This window comes from Serratia marcescens (assembly GCF_001902635.1).
Lineage (GTDB): Bacteria > Pseudomonadota > Gammaproteobacteria > Enterobacterales > Enterobacteriaceae > Serratia > Serratia marcescens_F.
This window is the reverse complement of record NZ_MJAO01000001.1, coordinates 398942-418649: the sequence shown is the minus strand read 5'-3', so window position 1 is coordinate 418649 and position 19708 is coordinate 398942. Positions and strand designations below refer to the sequence as shown.

Below are 19708 nucleotides of genomic sequence, written 5' to 3'. Positions count from 1 at the left end.
TCGCGAGACGGTGTACTACTTCAACCTGCGGGAAATTCCGCCGAAGAGCAACAAGCCGAACACCTTGCAGATTGCGCTGCAGACGCGCATCAAGCTGTTCTACCGCCCGGCGGCGATCGCCATCGATACCAACGCGCCGCCGCCGCAGGAGCAGCTGACGCTGAGCAAGCAGGGTGACAAGTATGTGGTGAATAACCCGACGCCCTATTACGTCACCCTGGTGGACGCGGGCAGCAAAAAGGGCGCCGGCGTAAAAGGCTTCGAGCCGATGATGGTGCCACCGAAGGGCACGATGCCGCTGACGGTGAGCGTGGCGGCGGTGGGTAACAGCCCGGTGTTGACCTACGTGAACGACTACGGCGGCCGGCCGCAGCTGAGCTTTAGCTGCGCGGGCAGCACTTGCAACGTGGTGCCGGAGAAAAAAGGCGCGTAACCCCCATCGGACAAGCTGGATGGCATGCCGGCGGTATAGGAGAACACAATGGCAAGGAACAGGCACAAGGTATCCCCTCACGGGGGATGGGGGAGCGAACTGCGTTATTACGGCGTGCTGGGGGCGCTGGCGCTGATGGTGCCGCTGAGCTTGGGGATGACCCTGATGCTGTTGCCGCCCGCCCAGGCGGCGGTGGACAACTGGAACGTGGACGGCGCCAACGGCACGCTGTATGTGCATGGCGCCCTGACGGAAAGCGCCTGTCGGCTGGAGATGGCCAGTGCCTGGCAGGATATCGCGTTGGGCGAGACAGGCACCGGGCGTTTGCAGACGGTGGGCGGCCGGGGGGAGCCGGTCCGTTTCGAACTGCGGCTGGCGGACTGCCTGCGCAGCCCGGCGGGCAGCCGCGATCTGCGCACTGGCGGTCTGATCTGGGCCAACGACCAGCCGGCGGTCACGGTGAGCTTCAATGCGGTGCGCGATGCGGACAATCCGCAACTGGTCAAAGCGCAAGGGGTTACCGGCCTGGGTTTGCGGCTGCAAGACGGGCTGGGGCGCGATGCGCGGCTCGGCAGCCGTGGGGCACCGCTGCTGCTGACGCCGGGGCAAGACACCCTGAGCTATACCGTGACGCCGGAACGCACCCCGGCTGGACTGGCGGCGGGCAGCTATTGGGCGCGGGTGAACTTCCACCTGAGTTACGACTGAGGTGATGATGATGATGAAACTGCACGTGACTCTACGGCAACATGCACTACGCCTCAGTCTGTTTATCTTATGCGCCACCTCATCAATGATGGCCGGCGCTGTAAGTACCACAGTAACGGTAAAAGTGACGGTGGTAGCCCCGCCGCCGTGCGTGATCAATAACGATCGGGTGATTGACGTGGAGTTTGGTGAGGTCATGACCACCCGAATAGATGGCAATAATTACCGTGTACCGGTGAATTACACCCTCTCTTGTGTCGGTGCCTCATCCAACCTGATGAAAATGAAACTGGAGGGATACGGTGCCGGCTTTAATAGCACGCTATTGGCGACGTCCATCGCAGGATTGGGGATCCAGCTACAGCAAGGTGACCAGAAGTTGGCACCGAATACCTGGCTGAATTTCACCTACCCGAACAAACCCGAATTATGGGCAGTACCGGTGAAACAGAGCGGCGTTGCATTATCGGGGGGAGAGTTCTACTCGGGGGCCGTGATTCAGGTCGCTTATCAGTAAACGGGGGCAACAATGAAAAGACGAATAAACGGATGGCTTCTGTTGCTGGTTGGAGTATTGGGTTTGAATGCAGAAGCAGAGGGGGCATTAGAGGTAAATACCCTTTTTCACGGCACGTTAATAGAGCCGCCGCCGTGCACCATCAATGACGGCAGCCGGGTCGATGTGGATTTTGGCGAGCGGGTAGGCATCAACAAGGTGGACGGGGTGAACTACCGCCAGGTGCTGAACTACCAAATCAGTTGCGAAAGCGCCGACAGCGGCAACTGGGCGTTGACTCTGAGCCTGAGCGGTGTGGCGGCAGGGTTTGATAAAGACGCGGTACTGACGAGCAAAAGTAATCTCGGTATTCGGGTGTATCAAAATGACCGGCCGTTTACTCCGGGCAGCACGGTGGCGATCGATCTGCATAACCCACCCCGGCTGGAAGCGGTGCCGGTGAAAAGCACCGGCGCTACGTTGACCGAGGGCGCTTTCGAGGCCTGGGCCACGCTGCGTGCCGATTATCAATAAGGGGTTTGCCATGAAATATAAATTGGGAAAACGCGCTTTAGCTGTGGCGTTACTGTGGGCACCCATGCTGTTGGCGGCACCCTTAGCCGCCAGGGCCGCTGAAAATAACGTGCATTTATACGGCGCTCTGGTCGCGGAACCCTGCGTTATTTTACCCGGCGATGAAGAGGTGCAGCTGGACTTTGGCACTGTGATAGACAAATACCTGTACCTGAATACGCGCACGTTGGGGCAAACGTTCAAGATTCATCTGGCCGAATGCGACCTAAGCCTGGGGAAAACGGTGAAGGTGACTTTCCTGGGGACGGAGAACGCGGCCTTGCCGGGGTTGATAGCGATAGACGGCAGTGGCGGTGCCAGCGGCATTGCGATCGGGCTGGAAACGTCAAAATCCGCGCCGTTGCCGCTCAATAAACAAAGCGGTATTTATCCGCTGCAGGCCGGTGACACGCTGATTGCATTAAAAGCCTATGTACAGGGTGAGCCAGAGGCAATAGCACAACGGCGCATCGGGCGCGGCCCGTTCAGCGCGGTGGCGACGTTTAGCCTGGAGTATGAATAAGCCCCCCGGCTGCCGCTGGGCATAGAGCAAGAAGCAACGGCCTGCCGGGATTGGGAGAGGTCTGTCACTGGTTATGTCAGCGGTGCCAACATGCCCCAACCCATGCGGATGTATGGGGCTTGCGGTTCTGGTGGTTCAGGGAAAAGAGGCACGACTGCATCGGGTGTCGCCTGGTGGTTATCGACTGTCGCCGATGCAGGCTTATCATTGGCACAGCGGAATCTGGCGTTATGTATATCGAACGGATATTCACAGTTATTACCGTCATACAGTAAAACACCAGGTTGAGGGGCAGCGTTGCAGACTTATAGAGGATGATGTTTACACACCGAAAAAGCTATAGGTTGCGGCAGTACGCGTAGCCCATTAATTGGAGGCACCTTGTCATGCCATATCGACGGCTATTTTAAATAGCATGAGGCGTTATTTATACCGGATATATGGACGACTTTATTCCCTTTACCCAGATACGCTGGCATTTACGCAAGGCGATTTAATCGCCGCATGAATTTTTGATTTGGGTGGGGTTGGCACTCACCCGGAAAAAACGCAACTCGGCAATATTGAAAGGGGTTTTGACTGGCTGGGGGTAGCTGGGGCCCAAAATAGCGACGAGAGCATTAGAGAACCATCGGGAACGTTGCGCGCGGCTTTATGAGCAAGCCAGGCATCGGCGGCTGTCGAAAGCAGAAACCGAAGCGGTGGTGCGTGCCTATGAGGCCCGATGGAGTGTGTAGGCAAACCGTCAATTAGAACTTGTCGGCGGATATTTGCCTTTATTTGAACAAAGAGATTCTATATGAGAACATGTATCCTGATAGCAATGCTCGTATTCCCCCCTGTCTGCCTCGGTGCACCTTATCCTGTGCAGCGTGACCCCGTCATTACCGACTGCGTTGATTATCCGAAGGGGCAGGCATGCAGCGGTATGGTCTTTTACGGTAATTCCGGTGTCATGTTTGTCGACGCGCCCAATATTATCAAACCCACGCGCATCGAAATAGCTCCGGTGGGCATTCATTGCGACACTGGTGGGACACCTCCGTTCTCTAAATGTCATTGGTCTGCCTATGAGTCCCATCGTCCTAAACTCTTAGGAAAATGCCAGCTTAAGAGCACTCAATCGTGGGAGTTGACGGCCGATTCCACGTGCGAGGTCAAATCCTCGTATGGACCGCATTCCGGGTCTGGTCCTGGGTCAGAATGCGTTGTATTTGCGAACGGTGATTTCCTTGCGGGTACGTTCGGAACGGTCCTCACCCCTTGGGGACAACTCGATCCCACTGCCATCGCGAACTCGCGGCCCCATTATTGTATAAAGCCGACCGCGCCCGGGGGCGGAGGGGGCGGAGGGGGCGGAGGGGGCGGGGTTCAGTGCCGCGCAAGTATACCTGCAGTGATCGAGCATGGGTCCGTGCAGGCCGGTGCTTTGAGTACCGTAACTGAGTATGGAGAGATCGACTGTGGGGCAACGCCCAACGTAAGCGTGTCCAGCGGGAGAGTGGTATACGACCGGGGGGTACGCTTTGAGCTCACGCCTACGTTTGAGAATAAATCAGCGCTGCGCCTGAAATCCGTCGTTGATGTGCCTGCTGCCGCGGACGCCGGGGGGCATCGTGCCTCATTCATCGTCGTTGTATCGCCGAATTAGCGCCAAACGACGGTTGCAGTGGGGCCGTGGCCAATTTGTGGGCACATCATGATTTATGAATTACGTAATCGACGGTGGCATACCCAAGGTGGAAGGTTAGGTATGAGACCCCGGGTTATCAACACGATATGAGTTCTGTAATTAAAGTTGCGTTTATCGAGAGTGACCAATATTTCAAAAAGGGAATGCTGGCGGCGTTAACGGCCTATTTCTATATACATGGGTTAAAAGTTTACCTGGTCGATAATGACAGGGCTCATCAGGCCGACTTAATTTTTCATTATTTCCAGGCAGGCCAGGCGAGTTGTTTCTGTCGGTATGATTCATTGTATTTAAAACATCGGCCATTCTACTTTTCATTACGGGAAGAATGCGTTCGAGGTCGTTTTGACGCTGGGCGCTGCCCGCTGGAGGCAGGTGTTATTTATCATGGTATGGCCGTTCAATCAGCGCTGGGTTCCGTGGTATCGGCGCTGATGCAGCGTGGGGCAGAGGACGAGGGCCGTATTCGCTGTACCGTTCAGCTTGATGGGCTGACTCCTCGGCAGCGTGAGGTGGCGAAGTGCATACAAAAGGGAATGGCGTTAGCGGCAGTCGCCAGAACATTGGGTATCAGTACGAAAACGGTCAGCAGCCATAAAACAGCGATCATGCGAAAAATGGGACTCACACGGAATAGTGAGCTCTATAGCTGGCTGCGTCATGGCGTTATTTCTGCTGTATTAAAAGGTTATTATATTTCGCGTGACTGATGCTTGTGCTGGGTGTTTTATTTTTATTCTCCGTGAGGTGTAGATGGTTAGTTTTTCCATAAAGGACGAAAATGCATTTTTTTCCGTTGGGATGCATAGTTATCTGGAACAGGTATTATCGAATGACGCGCTCAAAGAAACTCTCTATAGAAAGGATAATACTATCCATCAAGCGGATATTTTATTTCGGGCCGTGGAACCTTCGATAGATTGTTTACTGGCCTCATCATGTATCGGCAAGAGGCGCTGTGGCATCGTTTTTTTTATTATGAACCGCCAGGAGAAGCTATCACTACCCAGCCGGTGTTTGAAATATTTCCCGATTATTTATCGTGATGATTCGCTTGGCACGGTGCAAGAAAAAGTCTTGCGGCAACTGAACTTATGGCAACGGGTTGGCTATGACAGCCTTGCCGCCAGCGCTTGCTCGGCGTGCGGCCGGGCTAAATTAACCGAAAATGAGATCAAGGTGCTCAGCCTGCTGGCCAAAGAGCTTTCACTGACCGAGGCCGCCTGGGTATTGGGTAAAAATATAAAAACCGTCTTCACGCAAAAGAAGTCGGCGATGAATAAGTTGAGATTGAAAAACAGCTACGAGTTAAATTTGTTTATCATCAACCATCAACAGGCGCTGAGTGTGCTTTAGTGGAACCCCGTGCCATCGCCAGCCGGCGTGAACCGGGCGCTCAATTTGTCACCAAAACTTCCCGCGATCTCTGCACCCCGTTGTGGCATAATGCGCGCCAAATCACATTCCCTATGCATATAAAGAGCGAGCGCTGTGTTAAGCACCAATAACATCACCATGCAGTTCGGCAGCAAGCCGTTGTTTGAAAACATCTCTGTTAAATTCGGCGGCGGCAACCGTTATGGCCTGATCGGCGCCAACGGCTGCGGCAAGTCCACCTTTATGAAAATCCTCGGCGGCGACCTGGCACCGACCGGCGGCAACGTGTTCCTCGATCCGAACGAGCGCCTGGGTAAACTGCGCCAGGATCAGTTCGCCTTCGAACAATACAGCGTGCTGGACACCGTGATCATGGGCCACACCGAGCTGTGGGCGGTGAAGGAAGAGCGTGACCGCATCTACGCCATGGCGGAGATGAGCGAAGAAGACGGCTATAAAGTGGCCGATCTGGAAGTCGCCTACGGCGAGATGGACGGTTACACCGCCGAAGCGCGCGCCGGCGAACTGCTGCTCGGCGTCGGCATTCCGGTGGAACAGCACTACGGCCCGATGAGCGAAATCGCGCCGGGCTGGAAGCTGCGTGTGTTGCTGGCGCAGGCGCTGTTCTCCGATCCGGAAATCCTGCTGCTCGACGAACCGACGAACAACCTGGACATCGATACCATTCGCTGGCTGGAGCAGGTGCTGAACGAACGCAACAGCACCATGATCATCATCTCGCACGACCGTCACTTCCTGAACATGGTTTGCACCCACATGGCGGATCTGGACTACGGCGAACTGCGCGTTTATCCGGGCAACTATGACGAATACATGACTGCCGCCACCCAGGCACGTGAACGTCTGCTGGCCGACAACGCCAAGAAGAAGGCGCAGATCAACGAGCTGCAATCGTTCGTCAGCCGCTTCAGCGCCAACGCCTCCAAATCCAAGCAGGCCACCTCGCGCGCCCGCCAGATCGACAAGATCCAACTGGAAGAAGTGAAGGCCTCCAGCCGCCAGAACCCGTTCATCCGTTTCGATCAGGACAAGAAGCTGTTCCGTAACGCGCTGGAAGTGGAAGCGCTCACCAAGGGCTTCGACAACGGCCCGCTGTTCAGCAAGCTGAACCTGATGGTGGAAGTGGGTGAGAAGGTTGCGGTGCTGGGCGCCAACGGCATCGGTAAAACCACCCTGCTGAAAACGCTGGTGGGCGACGCACAGCCGGACAGCGGCACCGTGAAGTGGTCGGAAAATGCCCGCATTGGTTACTACGCGCAGGATCACGAATACGAGTTCGACGATACCCTGACCGTGTTCGACTGGATGAGCCAGTGGAAGCAGGAAAAAGACGACGAGCAGGCGGTGCGCAGCGTGCTGGGCCGTTTGCTGTTCAGCCAGGACGACATCAAGAAGAAAGTGAAGGTGCTGTCCGGTGGTGAGAAGGGCCGCATGCTGTTCGGCAAGCTGATGATGCAGCGCCCGAATATTCTGGTGATGGACGAACCGACCAACCACCTGGATATGGAATCCATCGAATCGCTGAACATGGCGCTGGAGATGTACGAAGGCACGCTGATCTTCGTCTCCCACGACCGTGAGTTCGTCAGCTCGCTGGCAACGCGCATTCTGGAAATCACCCCGAACAAGGTGATCGACTTTACCGGCAACTACGAAGACTATCTGCGCAGCCAGGGCATCGTGTAACCCTCGCGGCAACGCATCAGGGCGGGAATTATCCCGCCCTTTTTTTATCCGTCACTCCCCGCCGCACACCTCGCAGTGCGGATCCTTCGGCAGTTTCATCTCGCGGAACTGCATGCTCATCGCATCGAACATCAACAGCTTGCCGCGCAGCGGCTGACCATAGTCGGCCAGCAGCTTGATGGCTTCCATCGCCTGCAGGGTGCCGATGGTGCCGACCAGCGGCGCCATCACGCCCGCTTCGACGCAGGTGAGGGCGCTGTCGCCGAACAGCCGGCTCAGGCAGCGGTAGCAGGGCTCGCCCGGCTGATAGGTGAACACGCTGAGTTGGCCCTCCATGCGGATCGCCGCGCCGGAAACCAGCGGCTTGCGCTGCGCGTGGCACAGGCGGTTCAGGGCGTCGCGCGCCGCCACGTTGTCGGTGCAGTCCAGCACCAGATCGCAGGCGGCGATCTCTGCCGCGATCGCGTCATCTTCCAGACGGCCGTCGATCGCGTCGATGCGGATATGCGGGTTGATGGCGCTCAGTTCCTGTCTGGCGGAGGCGACCTTGCTCTGGCCGATGCGATCGTCGCGGTGCAGGATCTGGCGCTGCAGATTGGAGAGCGAGACGGTGTCGAAATCCACCAGCACCAGATGGCCGACGCCGGCCGCCGCCAGGTAAGGCGCGGCGGCGCAGCCCAGCCCGCCCAGCCCGGCGATCAGCACGCGGGCGGCCTTCAGCTTCTCCTGGCCGTCGAAGTCAAAGCCGCGCAGCACGATCTGGCGGTTGTAGCGCAGCGCTTCGGCGTCGGTCAATTCCGGCAGCATACTCAGCTCCTCAGCAGGGCGTTGAACGGCTCGATCTCCACCGTTTCCCCCACCGCCACCGAACCGCGTTCGCGCTCCAGCACGATGAAACAGTTGCCCTGGCTGTAGGAGCTGAATACGTGCGAGCCCTGGTGGCCGGTGGTGCTGACCTCCAGTTCGCCCGCGGCGTTACTGCTGAACACGCCGCGCTGGAAATCGAGGCGGCCCGGCGATTTTTTCAGCGGCGTCAATGCGCGCGCGCGCAGGCGCGGCGGCAGGAGCCAGTCGCTATGGCCGGCCAGCTTCGCCAGCAGCGGTTGCACCAGTTGGTAGAAGGTCAGAGCGGCGGAAACCGGGTTGCCCGGCAGGCCGCAGAACCAGGCCTGGCCCAGCTTGCCGAAGGCGAACGGTTTGCCGGGTTTGATCGCCAGCTTCCAGAAGCTGACCTGGCCCAGCTCGTCGAGCATCTGTTTGGTGTAGTCGGCCTCGCCGACCGAGACGCCGCCGCTGCTGATCACCACGTCGGCCTGGCTGTCCGCCCGTTCGAACGCAGCGCGCAGCGCGTCACGATCGTCGCGGATAATGCCGAGATCGAGCACCTCGCAGCCCAGCTGCTCCAGCATCAGGCGTACCGCGAAACGGTTGGTGTCGTAAATTTGGCCCGCCTGCAGCGGTTGGCCGACCGGCTGCAGCTCGTCGCCGGTGGAGAACACCGCGACTTTCAGCTTACGCATTACCTGCACCTCGGCGACGCCGAGCGAAGCCAGCAGCGGCAGCTGCGCGGCGCCCAGCTTCACGCCGGCCGGCAACACGCTCGCGCCCCGGCGAATGTCTTCACCCGCCAGACGGATATTTTGCCCGGCCTGTACCGGCGCGGTGAAACGCACGCCCAGGTCGCTCACCTCGGCCTGCTCCTGCATGACCACCGCATCGGCCCCGGCCGGGATCGGCGCACCGGTCATGATGCGCACGCAGCTGTTGGCCGGCCATTCGCCGTCGAACGGCGCCCCGGCGAAGGCTTTCCCGGTGACCGACAGCGGCGCGCCGGCCTGTAAATCGGCAAGGCGCACCGCATAGCCGTCCATCGCCGAGTTGGCGAACGGCGGCACATCGAGCGGCGAGATCACCGGTGCGGCGGTAATGCGGCCGGCGGCGGTGGTCAGGGCGATGGATTCGGTCTGCTGCAGCGGGGCGATCTGCCCGAGCATTTTTTCCAGCGCTTGCTCCAGGGAGATAAGATCGGAAGTATGGCAGTGATCCATAAGGGGAACTCCGTAATCAGGGGGCGCAAAAATAGCGACAAAGTGGGGGTATTATGGCAGAGAACGCCGGGGGGGAGAACGGGTTATGCCCGCCATCTTTCGCACTGCGGCGTCACGGCGATCGGGTATAAACTGAGTAAAACACAGGAGAATCATGATGCATAGACAGGTTATCGACTTTTGGTTCGACGAGATCGAACCGATCATGTGGTTCAAAAAGGACGACGATTTCGATCGTCTGCTGCACAGCCGGTTCGGCGAGATCTGGCAGGCGGCGGCAGCGGGGGAGCTGGCGCACTGGCGCGACACCATCGAAGGGCGGCTGGCGGAGGTGATCGTGCTCGATCAGTTCAGCCGCAACCTGTTTCGCGGCACGCCGCAGTCATTCGCCAGCGACGGCATGGCGTTGATCCTGGCGCAGGAGGCGATCCGCAGCGGCGAGTGCGAACGGCTGAGCCGCGAGCAGCGCGGCTTCCTCTATCTGCCGTTCATGCATTCGGAATCGCCGCTGATTCACCAGCAGGCGCTGGTGCTGTACACCGAGCTTAATAACGGCGATCAGCTGGAATTCGAGCTGCGTCATAAGGCGATCATCGATCGTTTCGGCCGCTACCCGCATCGCAATGCAATATTGGGGCGCATCAGCACGCCGGAAGAAGAGGCTTTTTTACAACAGCCCGGATCGGGTTTTTAATCGTCGGATCATCTGCGCCCGGCCGGGGAAAAATCAGCAGGCTGGGCGCCACAATAAGTGCTACCCAGCGCGAACGTTTATTTCATTACGCCATGCCGCTATTTCCACACGCGAAATTACCAATAATCTCAGCCGCAGGATCGGCGGTTTGCCGTTTTTTATAACCCGCTGTTTTTATTCCAATAAGCTATTTCAAGGTGCGAAATGGTCTAAGCGCGCTACGCTAAAAGCGGGGCGTGGACGTTATGCTGTACTTCCACTGTCGGGCTAAATATATACCCGTCATACTTGACGTTGCCTCTGTGTTGGCTGCAAGCGCTCACCCCAGTCACTTACCTGAGTAAGCTCCTGGGGACTCCCGCTCTTGCCGTCGGGAGGCAACGCCAATTATTTAGGGTATAGTCAAAAAAAGACTGAATAATAATGATACCGCGCTCAGCTTATTCGCTGTGCAACGGCGGGATTAACACAGGGTGTCAGGCAAATGAGCAAACCAGTAATTGCCATTCATGGCGGCGCGGGCGCAATTACCCGAGCGGCGCTGAGTGCGGAAAAAGAACGGCTGTATATCCAGGCACTGTCCGAGATCGTGGCCGCCGGGCAGGCGATACTGGCGCAGGGCGGCAGCGCGCTGGACGCGGTGACCGAAGCGGTGCGGCTGCTCGAGGAGTGCCCGCTGTTCAACGCCGGTAAAGGATCGGTGTTCACCCATCAGGGCACCCACGAGCTGGATGCCTGCGTGATGGACGGCCGCACCTGCGATGCCGGCGCCGTCGCCGGCGTCAGCCGCATCCGCAACCCGGTGCTGGCGGCGCGCGCGGTGCTGGAAAACAGCGAACACGTGCTGTTTGCCGCCGAAGGCGCCGAGAAGTTTGCCGCGGCTCACGGCCTGGAAATGGTCGCCCCCGATTTCTTCTTTACCCAGGAACGTTTCGATCAGCTGCACCGGGCCCAGGCGGAGCAGGGCCGGGTATTGCTCGATCACGACGGCGCGGCGCAGGCCGGCGATCCGCTCGATCCCGATCGCAAATTCGGCACTGTCGGCGCGGTGGCGCTGGATGTGCTGGGCAACCTCGCCGCCGCCACTTCCACCGGCGGCATGACCAACAAGCAGGCCGGGCGGGTGGGCGACACGCCGATTATCGGCGCCGGTTGTTATGCCAACAACGCCACGGTGGCGGTCTCCAGCACCGGCACCGGCGAAATCTTCATGCGCGGCGTGGCGGCCTACGACGTCTCCGCCCTGATCGAATACGCCGGCCTCAGCCTGCAGGCGGCCGGCGATCGGGTGGTGATGGAGAAGCTGCCGGCGCTGGGCGGCAGCGGCGGCATGATCGCCGTCGATCGCCACGGCAATATCGCGCTGCCGTTCAACTGCGAGGGGATGTATCGCGGTTTTGGTTATGTCGGCGATGCGCCGTCCGTCGGGATTTACCGCTAAGCGTTCACCAGGAGGGTGCATGACCGACGTTTCACTTCGGCCCGCCGCCAGCGGCGGGCTGTCATTGCCGCCGCAGCGGGTGCTGGCGGTGCGCGATCTGAGCATCAGCTTTCCTCAACCGGGCGGTGCCGTGGAAGCGGTGCGCAACCTGTCGTTCGAGCTTGATCGCGGCGAAACGCTGGCGATCGTCGGTGAGTCCGGCTCCGGCAAATCGGTGACCTCGCTGGGGCTGATGCGGCTGGTGGAGCAGGGCGGCGGGCGCATCGTCGGCGGCGCCATGACGCTGCGCCGGCGCGATGGCGCGCTGCTCGATCTGGTGCAGGCTTCACAGGGCACGCTGCGCACGGTGCGTGGCGCCGACATGGCGATGATCTTCCAGGAGCCGATGACTTCGCTCAACCCGGTATTTCCGGTCGGCGAACAGATCGCCGAATCGCTGCGCCTGCATCAGGGCATGGACCACCGCAGTGCGCGTCAGGAGGCACTGCACATGCTCGATCTGGTGCGTATTCCGGAGGCCAAAGAGGTGTTGGGGCGCTATCCGCACCAGCTTTCCGGCGGCATGCGCCAGCGGGTGATGATCGCCATGGCGCTCTCCTGCAAGCCGGCGTTGCTGATTGCCGATGAACCCACCACCGCGCTCGACGTCACCATTCAGGCGCAGATCCTGCAGCTGATCCGCGTGCTGCAGCAGGAGATGCAGATGGGTGTGATCTTCATTACTCACGACATGGGCGTGGTGGCGGAGATTGCCGATCGGGTGCTGGTGATGCGCCGCGGTGAGCAGGTGGAACAAAATCGGGTGTGCGAGCTGTTCGCCGCGCCGCAGCAGGCCTATACCCGGGCGCTGCTGGCGGCGGTGCCGAAGCTGGGGGCGATGGCCGATCGGCCGCTGCCGGCGAAGTTTCCGCTGCCGGACGGCGAGGGCGATGAAGCGCCGCAGGATACCGTGCCGCCAGGCGCCGCGCCGATCCTGCGGGTGGCGCATCTGGTCACGCGTTTTGATCTGCGTGGCGGGCTGTTCAATCGGGTCACCCGCCGGGTGCACGCGGTGGAAAACGTCAGTTTCGATCTTTACCCCGGCGAGACGCTGGGGCTGGTGGGCGAGTCCGGCTGCGGCAAGTCCACCACCGGGCGCTCGTTGCTGAAGCTGGTGGACAGCCAGAGCGGTACCATCACCTTCGCCGGGCGGCGGATAGACCAATTGAAGGGGCCGGCGCTGCAGCACCTGCGGCGCGATATTCAGTTCATCTTTCAAGATCCCTACGCCTCGCTCGATCCGCGTCTGACGGTCGGTTTTTCCATCATGGAGCCGCTGCTGGTGCACAACGTGATGCGTGGCCGGGAGGCGGAGCAACGGGTGGCCTGGCTATTGGAACGCGTCGGCCTGTTGCCGGAGCATGCGCGCCGCTACCCGCACGAGTTTTCCGGCGGCCAGCGCCAGCGCATCTGCATTGCGCGCGCGCTGGCGCTGAACCCGAAAGTGGTGATCGCCGACGAGGCGGTGTCGGCGCTGGACGTATCAATTCAGGCGCAGATCGTCAATCTGTTGCTCGATCTGCAGCGCGAGTTCGGCATCGCTTTTCTTTTTATTTCACACGACATGGCGGTGGTGGAGCGCATCAGCCACCGGGTGGCGGTGATGTACCTCGGGCAAATTGTCGAGATCGGCCCGCGGCAGGCGGTGTTCGACAACCCGCAGCACCCCTACACCCGCAAGCTGATGGCGGCGGTGCCGGTGGCCGATCCCGCTCACGCCCACAAACGGCAGCCGCTGCCGGTCGATGAGATCCCCAGCCCGGTGCGCGCGCTGGGCGATGAACCCGTTACCGCACCGTTGGTGCAGGTTGGCGCCGGGCACTTTGTTGCCCGCCACCCGATCGCCGGTGCTTTTTAAAGACCTCAGGAGAGACAAGCGACATGAAGCACACATTCAAACGCAATGCGCTGTTGGCCGCCGTACTGCTGGCGGCGGGAACCGGCCCGGTCTGGGCGGCGAAGGACGCGGTGATCGCCGTGGCGTCCAACTTCACCACCCTCGATCCTTACGACGCCAACGACACGCTGTCGCAGGCGGTGGCCAAGTCTTTCTATCAGGGGCTGTTCGGCTTCGACAAGGACATGAAGCTGGTGAACGTGCTGGCGGACAGCTATGAGGTCAGCAAAGACGGCCTGACCTACACCGTCAAACTGCGCCAGGGGATTAAATTCCACGACGGCACGGCGTTCAACGCCGACGCGGTGAAGGTAAACCTCGATCGCGCCAGCAACCCGGACAGCCACCTCAAGCGTTATAACCTGTTCAAGATGATCGACAAAACCGAGGCGGTGGACGCCAATACGGTGAAGATCGTGCTGAAGGCGCCGTTCTCGGCGTTCGTCAACAACCTGGCGCACCCGGCGGCGGCGATCATCTCCCCGGCGGCGCTGAAGCAATACGGCAAGGAGATCGGTTTCCACCCGGTCGGCACCGGCCCATACCAGTTCGTCACCTGGAATCAGACCGATTTCGTCAAGGTGAAGAAGTTCGACGGCTACTGGCAGCCGGGGCTGCCGAAGCTCGATAGCATCACCTGGCGCCCGGTGGTGGATAACAACACCCGGGCGGCGATGCTGCAGACCGGCGAGGCGACCTTCGCCTTCCCGATCCCTTACGAGCAGGCCAAGGTGCTGGAAGGCAACGCCAAGCTGGACGTGGTGGCAGCACCGTCGATCCTGCAGCGTTACATCAGCATGAACGTCACCCAAAAGCCGTTCGATAACCCGAAGGTGCGCCAGGCGCTGAACTACGCCATCAACAAGGACGCGCTGATCAAGGTGGCGTTCGCCGGCTACGCGGTGCCGGCGGAAGGGCCGGTGCCGCCGGCGATCGACTTCGCCGCCCGCTATAAGCCGTGGCCATACGATCCGGCCAAGGCGCGCGAGCTGCTCAAAGAGGCCGGCTACCCGAACGGTTTCACCACCACGCTGTGGTCTTCCCACAACCACAGCACCGCGCAGAAGGTGCTGCAGTTCACCCAGCAGCAGCTGGCGCAGGTGGGGGTAAAAGTGACGGTGACGGCGATGGATGCCGGGCAGCGTGCGGCGCAGGTGGAGAGCGTCGGGGTGAAAGACACCGGCGTGCGGATGTTCTACACCGGCTGGTCGGCCTCGACCGGGGAAGCGGACTGGGCGCTGTCGCCGCTGTTCTCTACCCAGGCGGCGCCGCCGAAGCAGTTCAACACCGCGTTCTACAGCAACCCGCAGGTGGACAGGGATCTGACCGACGCGCTGGCGACCACCGATCGCGCCGAGAAGCAGAAACTGTATCAGGACGCGCAGGATCGCATCTGGGCTGACGCGCCCTGGATCTTCCTGGCGACCGAACGCTTGCTGTCGGCCAACAGCAAACAGCTGAGCGGCTTCTACGTGATGCCGGATACCTCGTTCAACTTTGATAACGCCGATCTGAAATAAGGCGCCCATCCCCGCCTGTGGCCAAGCGGCGGCGGGCGGGGGAAGGAATGAGATGCTCAATTATTTTCTGAAACGGCTGCTGGGCCTGATCCCGACGCTGCTGATCGTGGCGGTGCTGGTGTTCCTGTTTGTTCACCTGCTGCCGGGCGATCCGGCGCGGCTGGCGGCGGGGCCGGAGGCCGACGAGGCGGTGGTGCAGCTGGTGCGCAAGGATTTGGGGCTGGATAAGCCGCTGCCGCAGCAGTTCGCGCACTTCTTCGTCAACGCGCTGCGGGGCGACTTCGGCATCTCGATGGTGTCCAAACGCCCGGTGAGCGAAGAGATCGCCTCGCGCTTTATGCCGACCTTCTGGCTGACCGTCACCAGCATGCTGTGGGCGGTGGCGTTCGGCCTGGCGATCGGCGTGGTGTCGGCGGTGTGGCGCAACCGCTGGCCGGATCGCCTCGGCATGACGCTGGCGGTGTCGGGGATCTCGTTCCCGGCCTTTGCGCTCGGCATGCTGCTGATGCAGGTGTTCTCGGTCGAGCTGGGGTGGCTGCCGACGGTGGGCGCCGACAGCTGGCGGCACTACATTCTGCCTTCGATCACCCTGGGGGCGGCGGTGGCGGCGGTGATGGCGCGCTTCACCCGCGCTTCGTTCGTCGAGGTGTTGCAGGAGGACTACATGCGCACCGCGCGCGCCAAGGGCGTGCGGGAAAGCGTGGTGGTGATGAAACACGGCCTGCGCAACGCGATGCTCCCGGTGGTGACCATGATGGGGCTGCAGTTCGGCTTCCTGCTCGGCGGTTCGATCGTGGTGGAGAAGGTGTTCAACTGGCCGGGGCTGGGGCGGTTGCTGGTGGACTCGGTGGAGATGCGCGATTACCCGGTGATCCAGGCCGAGGTGCTGCTGTTCTCGCTGGAGTTCATTCTGATCAACCTGCTGGTGGATATGCTGTACGCGGCGATCAACCCGGCGATTCGTTACCAATGAGGATGCGGCATGATTAAGCATTGGCGGCGCAACGCCGCACTGAAGGCGATGCCGCTTATCGACCCCAACGCGGTGCGCACGCCGTGGGGCGAGTTTTGGCGGCGTTTTCGCCGCCAGCGGGCGGCGCTGGTCGCCGGCCTGTTGGTGCTGCTGCTGATTGCGGCGGCGCTGTTGGCGCCTTATCTGGCACCGTTCGATGCGGAAAACTACTTCGATTACGACCGGCTGAACGAAGGGCCTTCGCTAATGCACTGGCTGGGCGTGGATTCCCTCGGGCGCGATATCTTCAGCCGTATCTTGATGGGTACGCGCATTTCGCTGGCGGCCGGGGTGTTCTCGGTGCTGGCGGGCGGGGCGATCGGCACCCTGCTGGGGCTGCTGGCCGGCTACTATGAGGGCTGGTGGGATCGCCTCACCATGCGCGTCTGCGACGTGCTGTTCGCGTTTCCCGGCATTCTGCTGGCGATCGGCGTGGTGGCGATCATGGGCAGCGGCATGGCCAACGTGATCGTCGCGGTGGCGATCTTCAGCATTCCGGCCTTCGCCCGCCTGGTGCGCGGCAATACGCTGGTGCTGAAGCACCTGACCTATATCGAATCGGCGCGCAGCATCGGCGCCTCGGACTGGACCATCATCCTGCGGCACATTCTGCCGGGCACCCTGTCTTCGATCGTGGTCTATTTCACCCTGCGCATCGGCACCTCGATCATCACCGCCGCCAGCCTGTCGTTTCTGGGCCTGGGCGCCCAGCCGCCGATGCCGGAGTGGGGGGCGATGCTCAACGAGGCGCGCGCCGATATGGTGATCGCGCCGCACGTGGCGATCTTCCCCAGCCTGGCGATATTTATTACCGTGCTGGCCTTCAACCTGTTGGGCGACGGGCTGCGCGACGCGCTGGATCCGAAACTGAAGGGGTGATGGCATCGCTGAATTGGCATACCCCTGTTTTACGAGTATAATTGGTGAAAATTTGACCCGTGTATATTACAGGGATGAGGAATGGATATGGCAAATAACAATGTGACGAAAAAGACAGTCAACGTAACCATCGATCGCGATCTTTTCCAGCGCGCAAAATCCCTGGGCGTCAATGTGTCATCCGTATTGACAGACGCATTGAGCGTTCGTGTCAGGGACATTGAGATTCAACAGTGGCGCGAGCAAAATCGCGCGGCGTTAGAAGAACTTAATCGTATCACTGAAGAAAATGGTTTGTTGTCTGATGAATATCGGACATTTTGAATATGCAGTTTACCGTATATGACAATACGTATCCGGCATCAGCCTATCCCTACTTACTGGACGTTCAAAGCGATCTTATTGATGCCCTCTCGACCCGGTTAATGATCCCTCTTTATGCTTTGGATAACGTCAGGGTTAAAATTTCTGCACGTTTATGCCCGGAGATTGAGGTAAACGGCGAAAAGTTTCTTGTTATGACGCATGAGATGGCTGCTGTACGTATTTCACAGATCGGCAAGGCCGTTGGTAATGCCAATGAGCACAGGAATCAAATTAAAGCTGCCATCGATTTTCTGATTGATGGTTTTTAAAGAAATCCGGGCGCTTTAATAACCGCCCGGATTTTTTTATCAGCGGAACAGGTGCTCGGCGTGGAAGCGCAGGTGATCTTCCACGAAGGTGGCGATGGTGAAGTAGCTGTGATCGTACCCCGGCTGAATGCGCAGCGTCAGCGGCCAGTCGCGCTGGCGCGCCAGCTCGGCCAACCGCGCCGGCTGTAGCTGGTCGGCCAGGAACTGGTCGTCGTCGCCCTGGTCGATCAGCACCGGCATTTTCTCCGCGCCGCTGGCCAGCAGATGGCAGCTGTCGTACTGCAGCCACTGGCTTTCGTCGCTGCCCAGATAGGCGGTGAACGCCTTGCGGCCCCACGGCACCTGGCACGGGTTGACGATCGGCGCGAACGCCGACACCGAGCGGAAGCGCTGCGGGTTGCGAAACGCCATCATCAGCGCGCCGTGGCCGCCCATCGAGTGGCCGAAGATAGACTGACGATCGCTGACGCTGAAGTGCTGTGCGATCAGCGCCGGCAGTTCTGCGCTGATGTAGTCGTACATGCGGAAATGGCGATCCCACGGCGCTTGGGTGGCGTTCAGGTAGAAACCGGCACCCTGGCCCAGATCGTAGCCTTCGTCGTTCGGCACTTCGTCGCCGCGCGGGCTGGTGTCCGGCATTACCAGCACCAGGCCCAGCTCGGCGGCGATGCGCTGCGCGCCGGCTTTCAACGTGAAGTTCTCGTCGTTGCAGGTCAGCCCCGACAGCCAGTACAACACCGGCGGCGGGTTGTCATCGCGCGGCGGCGGCAGGTAGATGCTGAATGTCATGTTGCAATTCAGGCTCTGCGCCGCGTGACGATAGCGCTGTTGCCAGCCGCCGAACATGCGGTGCTCTTCGAGAAGTTCCAATGACAACGTCATCTCTGCCTCCTGGCTTATTTGTCGAAGTGGATGACGGAACGGATCGATTTGCCTTCGTGCATCAAATCGAACGCTTCGTTGATCTGCTCCAGCCCCATGGTGTGGGTGATAAAGTCGTTCAGCGCGAATTCGCCGTCCAGATAGCGCTCGACGATGCCCGGCAGCTGCGAACGGCCTTTGACGCCGCCGAATGCCGAACCGCGCCAGACGCGGCCGGTGACCAGCTGGAACGGACGGGTCGAGATCTCTTCGCCGGCGCCCGCGACACCGATGATCACTGATTCGCCCCAGCCCTTGTGGCAGCACTCCAGCGCGGAACGCATCACGTTAACGTTGCCGATGCACTCGAAGGAGAAATCGACGCCGCCGTCGGTCAGCTCGACGATCACCTCTTGAATCGGCTTGTCATAGTCTTTCGGGTTGATCAGATCGGTAGCGCCCAGTTTGCGCGCCAGATCGAACTTGCTGGTGTTGATGTCGATGCCGATGATGCGGCCCGCGCCGGCCATTTGCGCGCCGATGATCGCCGACAGGCCGATGCCGCCCAGGCCGAAGATCGCCACGGTATCGCCCGGCTGCACCTTGGCGGTGTTCATCACCGCGCCCATGCCGGTGGTGACGCCGCAGCCCAGTAGGCACACTTCTTCCAGCGGCGCTTCCTTGTTGATTTTCGCCAGTGAGATTTCCGGCACCACGGTGTATTCGGAGAAGGTGGACGTGCCCATGTAGTGGAAGATCGGCTGGCCGTCCTTGAAGAAGCGGGTGGTGCCGTCCGGCATCAGCCCTTTGCCCTGGGTGGCGCGGATCGCCTCGCACAGGTTGGTCTTGCCGGATTTACAGAATTTGCACTCGCCGCACTCCGGGGTGTAGAGCGGGATCACGTGGTCGCCGACGGCCACACTGGTGACGCCTTCACCGACCGCTTCTACCACGCCGCCGCCCTCGTGGCCGAGGATCGCCGGGAACACGCCTTCCGGATCTTTGCCGGACAGGGTGTAGGCGTCGGTGTGGCAAACGCCGGTGGCGACGATCCGCACCAGCACTTCGCCTTTTTGCGGTGGCATCAGCTCGACTTCTTCAATCTTCAGCGGCTGGTTCGGGCCCCAGGCAACGGCGGCGCGGGTTTTGATCATCTCCATCATAGTCTCCTC

The 19708-nt window shown here is 60.2% G+C and carries 20 protein-coding genes; 16 read left to right on the top strand and 4 right to left on the bottom strand.

Going from position 1 to position 19708, the window contains the following annotated elements; translation table 11 throughout:
* The 8 genes from BHU62_RS01955 to BHU62_RS01920 all read left to right on the top strand — a co-directional run.
* Positions 1-433, top strand: a 433-nt coding sequence (locus BHU62_RS01955; protein WP_171971281.1) for a fimbria/pilus periplasmic chaperone, incomplete at its 5' end; no start/stop codon positions are given.
* A gap of 48 nt (positions 434-481) precedes the next feature.
* Positions 482-1141, top strand: coding sequence for a fimbrial protein (locus tag BHU62_RS01950; RefSeq protein ID WP_073528888.1), 660 nt, complete (start codon positions 482-484; stop codon positions 1139-1141).
* Between the two features lie 10 nt (positions 1142-1151).
* Positions 1152-1658, top strand: coding sequence for a fimbrial protein (locus tag BHU62_RS01945; protein ID WP_171971280.1), 507 nt, complete (start codon positions 1152-1154; stop codon positions 1656-1658).
* Between the two features lie 12 nt (positions 1659-1670).
* Positions 1671-2171: a fimbrial protein gene (locus BHU62_RS01940; RefSeq protein ID WP_073528887.1), complete on the top strand. Its 501-nt coding sequence runs from the start codon at positions 1671-1673 to the stop codon at positions 2169-2171.
* Positions 2172-2181: 10 nt separating this feature from the next.
* Entirely contained in the window at positions 2182-2733 is a 552-nt protein-coding gene (locus tag BHU62_RS01935) for a fimbrial protein (protein WP_073528886.1), read from the top strand.
* 1779 nt (positions 2734-4512) lie between these two features.
* Positions 4513-5136 carry a helix-turn-helix transcriptional regulator gene (locus BHU62_RS01930; RefSeq protein ID WP_073528885.1) on the top strand — a complete coding sequence of 208 codons (624 nt, stop codon included), beginning with the start codon at positions 4513-4515 and terminating at the stop codon, positions 5134-5136.
* A 43-nt stretch (positions 5137-5179) separates the two neighbouring features.
* Positions 5180-5782: a LuxR C-terminal-related transcriptional regulator gene (locus tag BHU62_RS24560; RefSeq protein ID WP_078061990.1), complete on the top strand. Its 603-nt coding sequence runs from the start codon at positions 5180-5182 to the stop codon at positions 5780-5782.
* A gap of 135 nt (positions 5783-5917) precedes the next feature.
* Positions 5918-7510, top strand: coding sequence for an ABC-F family ATPase (locus tag BHU62_RS01920; protein WP_033637709.1), 1593 nt, complete (start codon positions 5918-5920; stop codon positions 7508-7510).
* Between the two features lie 51 nt (positions 7511-7561).
* Here the strand turns inward: BHU62_RS01920 and moeB are convergent, their stop codons facing one another.
* Complete coding sequence (gene moeB, locus BHU62_RS01915; RefSeq protein ID WP_073528883.1) at positions 7562-8317, bottom strand: molybdopterin-synthase adenylyltransferase MoeB; 756 nt, start codon at positions 8315-8317, stop codon at positions 7562-7564.
* A 2-nt stretch (positions 8318-8319) separates the two neighbouring features.
* Positions 8320-9558 carry a molybdopterin molybdotransferase MoeA gene (moeA, locus tag BHU62_RS01910; RefSeq protein ID WP_073528882.1) on the bottom strand — a complete coding sequence of 413 codons (1239 nt, stop codon included), beginning with the start codon at positions 9556-9558 and terminating at the stop codon, positions 8320-8322.
* A 157-nt stretch (positions 9559-9715) separates the two neighbouring features.
* Here moeA and BHU62_RS01905 point away from each other — a divergent pair, with 157 nt between their 5' ends.
* From BHU62_RS01905 to BHU62_RS01870, 8 genes are all read left to right on the top strand, one after another.
* Complete coding sequence (locus tag BHU62_RS01905; RefSeq protein WP_073528881.1) at positions 9716-10252, top strand: DUF924 family protein; 537 nt, start codon at positions 9716-9718, stop codon at positions 10250-10252.
* Positions 10253-10736: 484 nt separating this feature from the next.
* Positions 10737-11693, top strand: coding sequence for an isoaspartyl peptidase/L-asparaginase family protein (locus BHU62_RS01900; RefSeq protein WP_073528880.1), 957 nt, complete (start codon positions 10737-10739; stop codon positions 11691-11693).
* A gap of 19 nt (positions 11694-11712) precedes the next feature.
* Positions 11713-13590, top strand: coding sequence for a dipeptide ABC transporter ATP-binding protein (locus BHU62_RS01895; RefSeq protein ID WP_073528879.1), 1878 nt, complete (start codon positions 11713-11715; stop codon positions 13588-13590).
* A 23-nt stretch (positions 13591-13613) separates the two neighbouring features.
* Positions 13614-15149, top strand: a complete 1536-nt coding sequence (gene gsiB, locus BHU62_RS01890) for a glutathione ABC transporter substrate-binding protein GsiB (RefSeq protein WP_073528878.1) — start codon at positions 13614-13616, stop codon at positions 15147-15149.
* Positions 15150-15201: 52 nt separating this feature from the next.
* Positions 15202-16122, top strand: a complete 921-nt coding sequence (gene gsiC / locus BHU62_RS01885) for a glutathione ABC transporter permease GsiC (protein WP_073528877.1) — start codon at positions 15202-15204, stop codon at positions 16120-16122.
* A gap of 9 nt (positions 16123-16131) precedes the next feature.
* On the top strand, positions 16132-17040 hold the full coding sequence (gene gsiD, locus BHU62_RS01880) for a glutathione ABC transporter permease GsiD (RefSeq protein WP_171971279.1): 909 nt from the start codon (positions 16132-16134) through the stop codon (positions 17038-17040).
* Between the two features lie 81 nt (positions 17041-17121).
* Entirely contained in the window at positions 17122-17364 is a 243-nt protein-coding gene (locus tag BHU62_RS01875; protein ID WP_078061989.1) for a type II toxin-antitoxin system CcdA family antitoxin, read from the top strand.
* 2 nt (positions 17365-17366) lie between these two features.
* Complete coding sequence (locus BHU62_RS01870; RefSeq protein ID WP_073528876.1) at positions 17367-17675, top strand: CcdB family protein; 309 nt, start codon at positions 17367-17369, stop codon at positions 17673-17675.
* A gap of 39 nt (positions 17676-17714) precedes the next feature.
* Here BHU62_RS01870 and fghA read toward each other — a convergent pair whose 3' ends face one another.
* Together fghA and BHU62_RS01860 are read right to left on the bottom strand one after the other, a co-directional pair.
* Positions 17715-18557, bottom strand: a complete 843-nt coding sequence (gene fghA / locus BHU62_RS01865) for an S-formylglutathione hydrolase (protein ID WP_048322602.1) — start codon at positions 18555-18557, stop codon at positions 17715-17717.
* 14 nt (positions 18558-18571) lie between these two features.
* Positions 18572-19696 carry an S-(hydroxymethyl)glutathione dehydrogenase/class III alcohol dehydrogenase gene (locus BHU62_RS01860; RefSeq protein ID WP_073528875.1) on the bottom strand — a complete coding sequence of 375 codons (1125 nt, stop codon included), beginning with the start codon at positions 19694-19696 and terminating at the stop codon, positions 18572-18574.
* Between the last annotated feature and the right edge of the window lie 12 nt (positions 19697-19708).

What these genes read in the sequence shown, in the direction of transcription:
- BHU62_RS01950 (WP_073528888.1), top strand. Translation starts at nt 482, where the DNA reads ATGGCAAGGAACAGGCACAAGGTATCCCCTCACGGGGGATGGGGGAGC.
- BHU62_RS01945 (WP_171971280.1), top strand. Translation starts at nt 1,152, where the DNA reads ATGATGAAACTGCACGTGACTCTACGGCAACATGCACTACGCCTCAGT.
- BHU62_RS01940 (WP_073528887.1), top strand. Translation starts at nt 1,671, where the DNA reads ATGAAAAGACGAATAAACGGATGGCTTCTGTTGCTGGTTGGAGTATTG.
- BHU62_RS01935 (WP_073528886.1), top strand. Translation starts at nt 2,182, where the DNA reads ATGAAATATAAATTGGGAAAACGCGCTTTAGCTGTGGCGTTACTGTGG.
- BHU62_RS01930 (WP_073528885.1), top strand. Translation starts at nt 4,513, where the DNA reads ATGAGTTCTGTAATTAAAGTTGCGTTTATCGAGAGTGACCAATATTTC.
- BHU62_RS24560 (WP_078061990.1), top strand. Translation starts at nt 5,180, where the DNA reads ATGGTTAGTTTTTCCATAAAGGACGAAAATGCATTTTTTTCCGTTGGG.
- moeB (WP_073528883.1), bottom strand. Translation starts at nt 8,317, where the DNA reads ATGCTGCCGGAATTGACCGACGCCGAAGCGCTGCGCTACAACCGCCAG.
- moeA (WP_073528882.1), bottom strand. Translation starts at nt 9,558, where the DNA reads ATGGATCACTGCCATACTTCCGATCTTATCTCCCTGGAGCAAGCGCTG.
- BHU62_RS01905 (WP_073528881.1), top strand. Translation starts at nt 9,716, where the DNA reads ATGCATAGACAGGTTATCGACTTTTGGTTCGACGAGATCGAACCGATC.
- BHU62_RS01900 (WP_073528880.1), top strand. Translation starts at nt 10,737, where the DNA reads ATGAGCAAACCAGTAATTGCCATTCATGGCGGCGCGGGCGCAATTACC.
- BHU62_RS01895 (WP_073528879.1), top strand. Translation starts at nt 11,713, where the DNA reads ATGACCGACGTTTCACTTCGGCCCGCCGCCAGCGGCGGGCTGTCATTG.
- gsiB (WP_073528878.1), top strand. Translation starts at nt 13,614, where the DNA reads ATGAAGCACACATTCAAACGCAATGCGCTGTTGGCCGCCGTACTGCTG.
- gsiC (WP_073528877.1), top strand. Translation starts at nt 15,202, where the DNA reads ATGCTCAATTATTTTCTGAAACGGCTGCTGGGCCTGATCCCGACGCTG.
- gsiD (WP_171971279.1), top strand. Translation starts at nt 16,132, where the DNA reads ATGATTAAGCATTGGCGGCGCAACGCCGCACTGAAGGCGATGCCGCTT.
- BHU62_RS01875 (WP_078061989.1), top strand. Translation starts at nt 17,122, where the DNA reads ATGGATATGGCAAATAACAATGTGACGAAAAAGACAGTCAACGTAACC.
- BHU62_RS01870 (WP_073528876.1), top strand. Translation starts at nt 17,367, where the DNA reads ATGCAGTTTACCGTATATGACAATACGTATCCGGCATCAGCCTATCCC.
- fghA (WP_048322602.1), bottom strand. Translation starts at nt 18,557, where the DNA reads ATGACGTTGTCATTGGAACTTCTCGAAGAGCACCGCATGTTCGGCGGC.
- BHU62_RS01860 (WP_073528875.1), bottom strand. Translation starts at nt 19,696, where the DNA reads ATGGAGATGATCAAAACCCGCGCCGCCGTTGCCTGGGGCCCGAACCAG.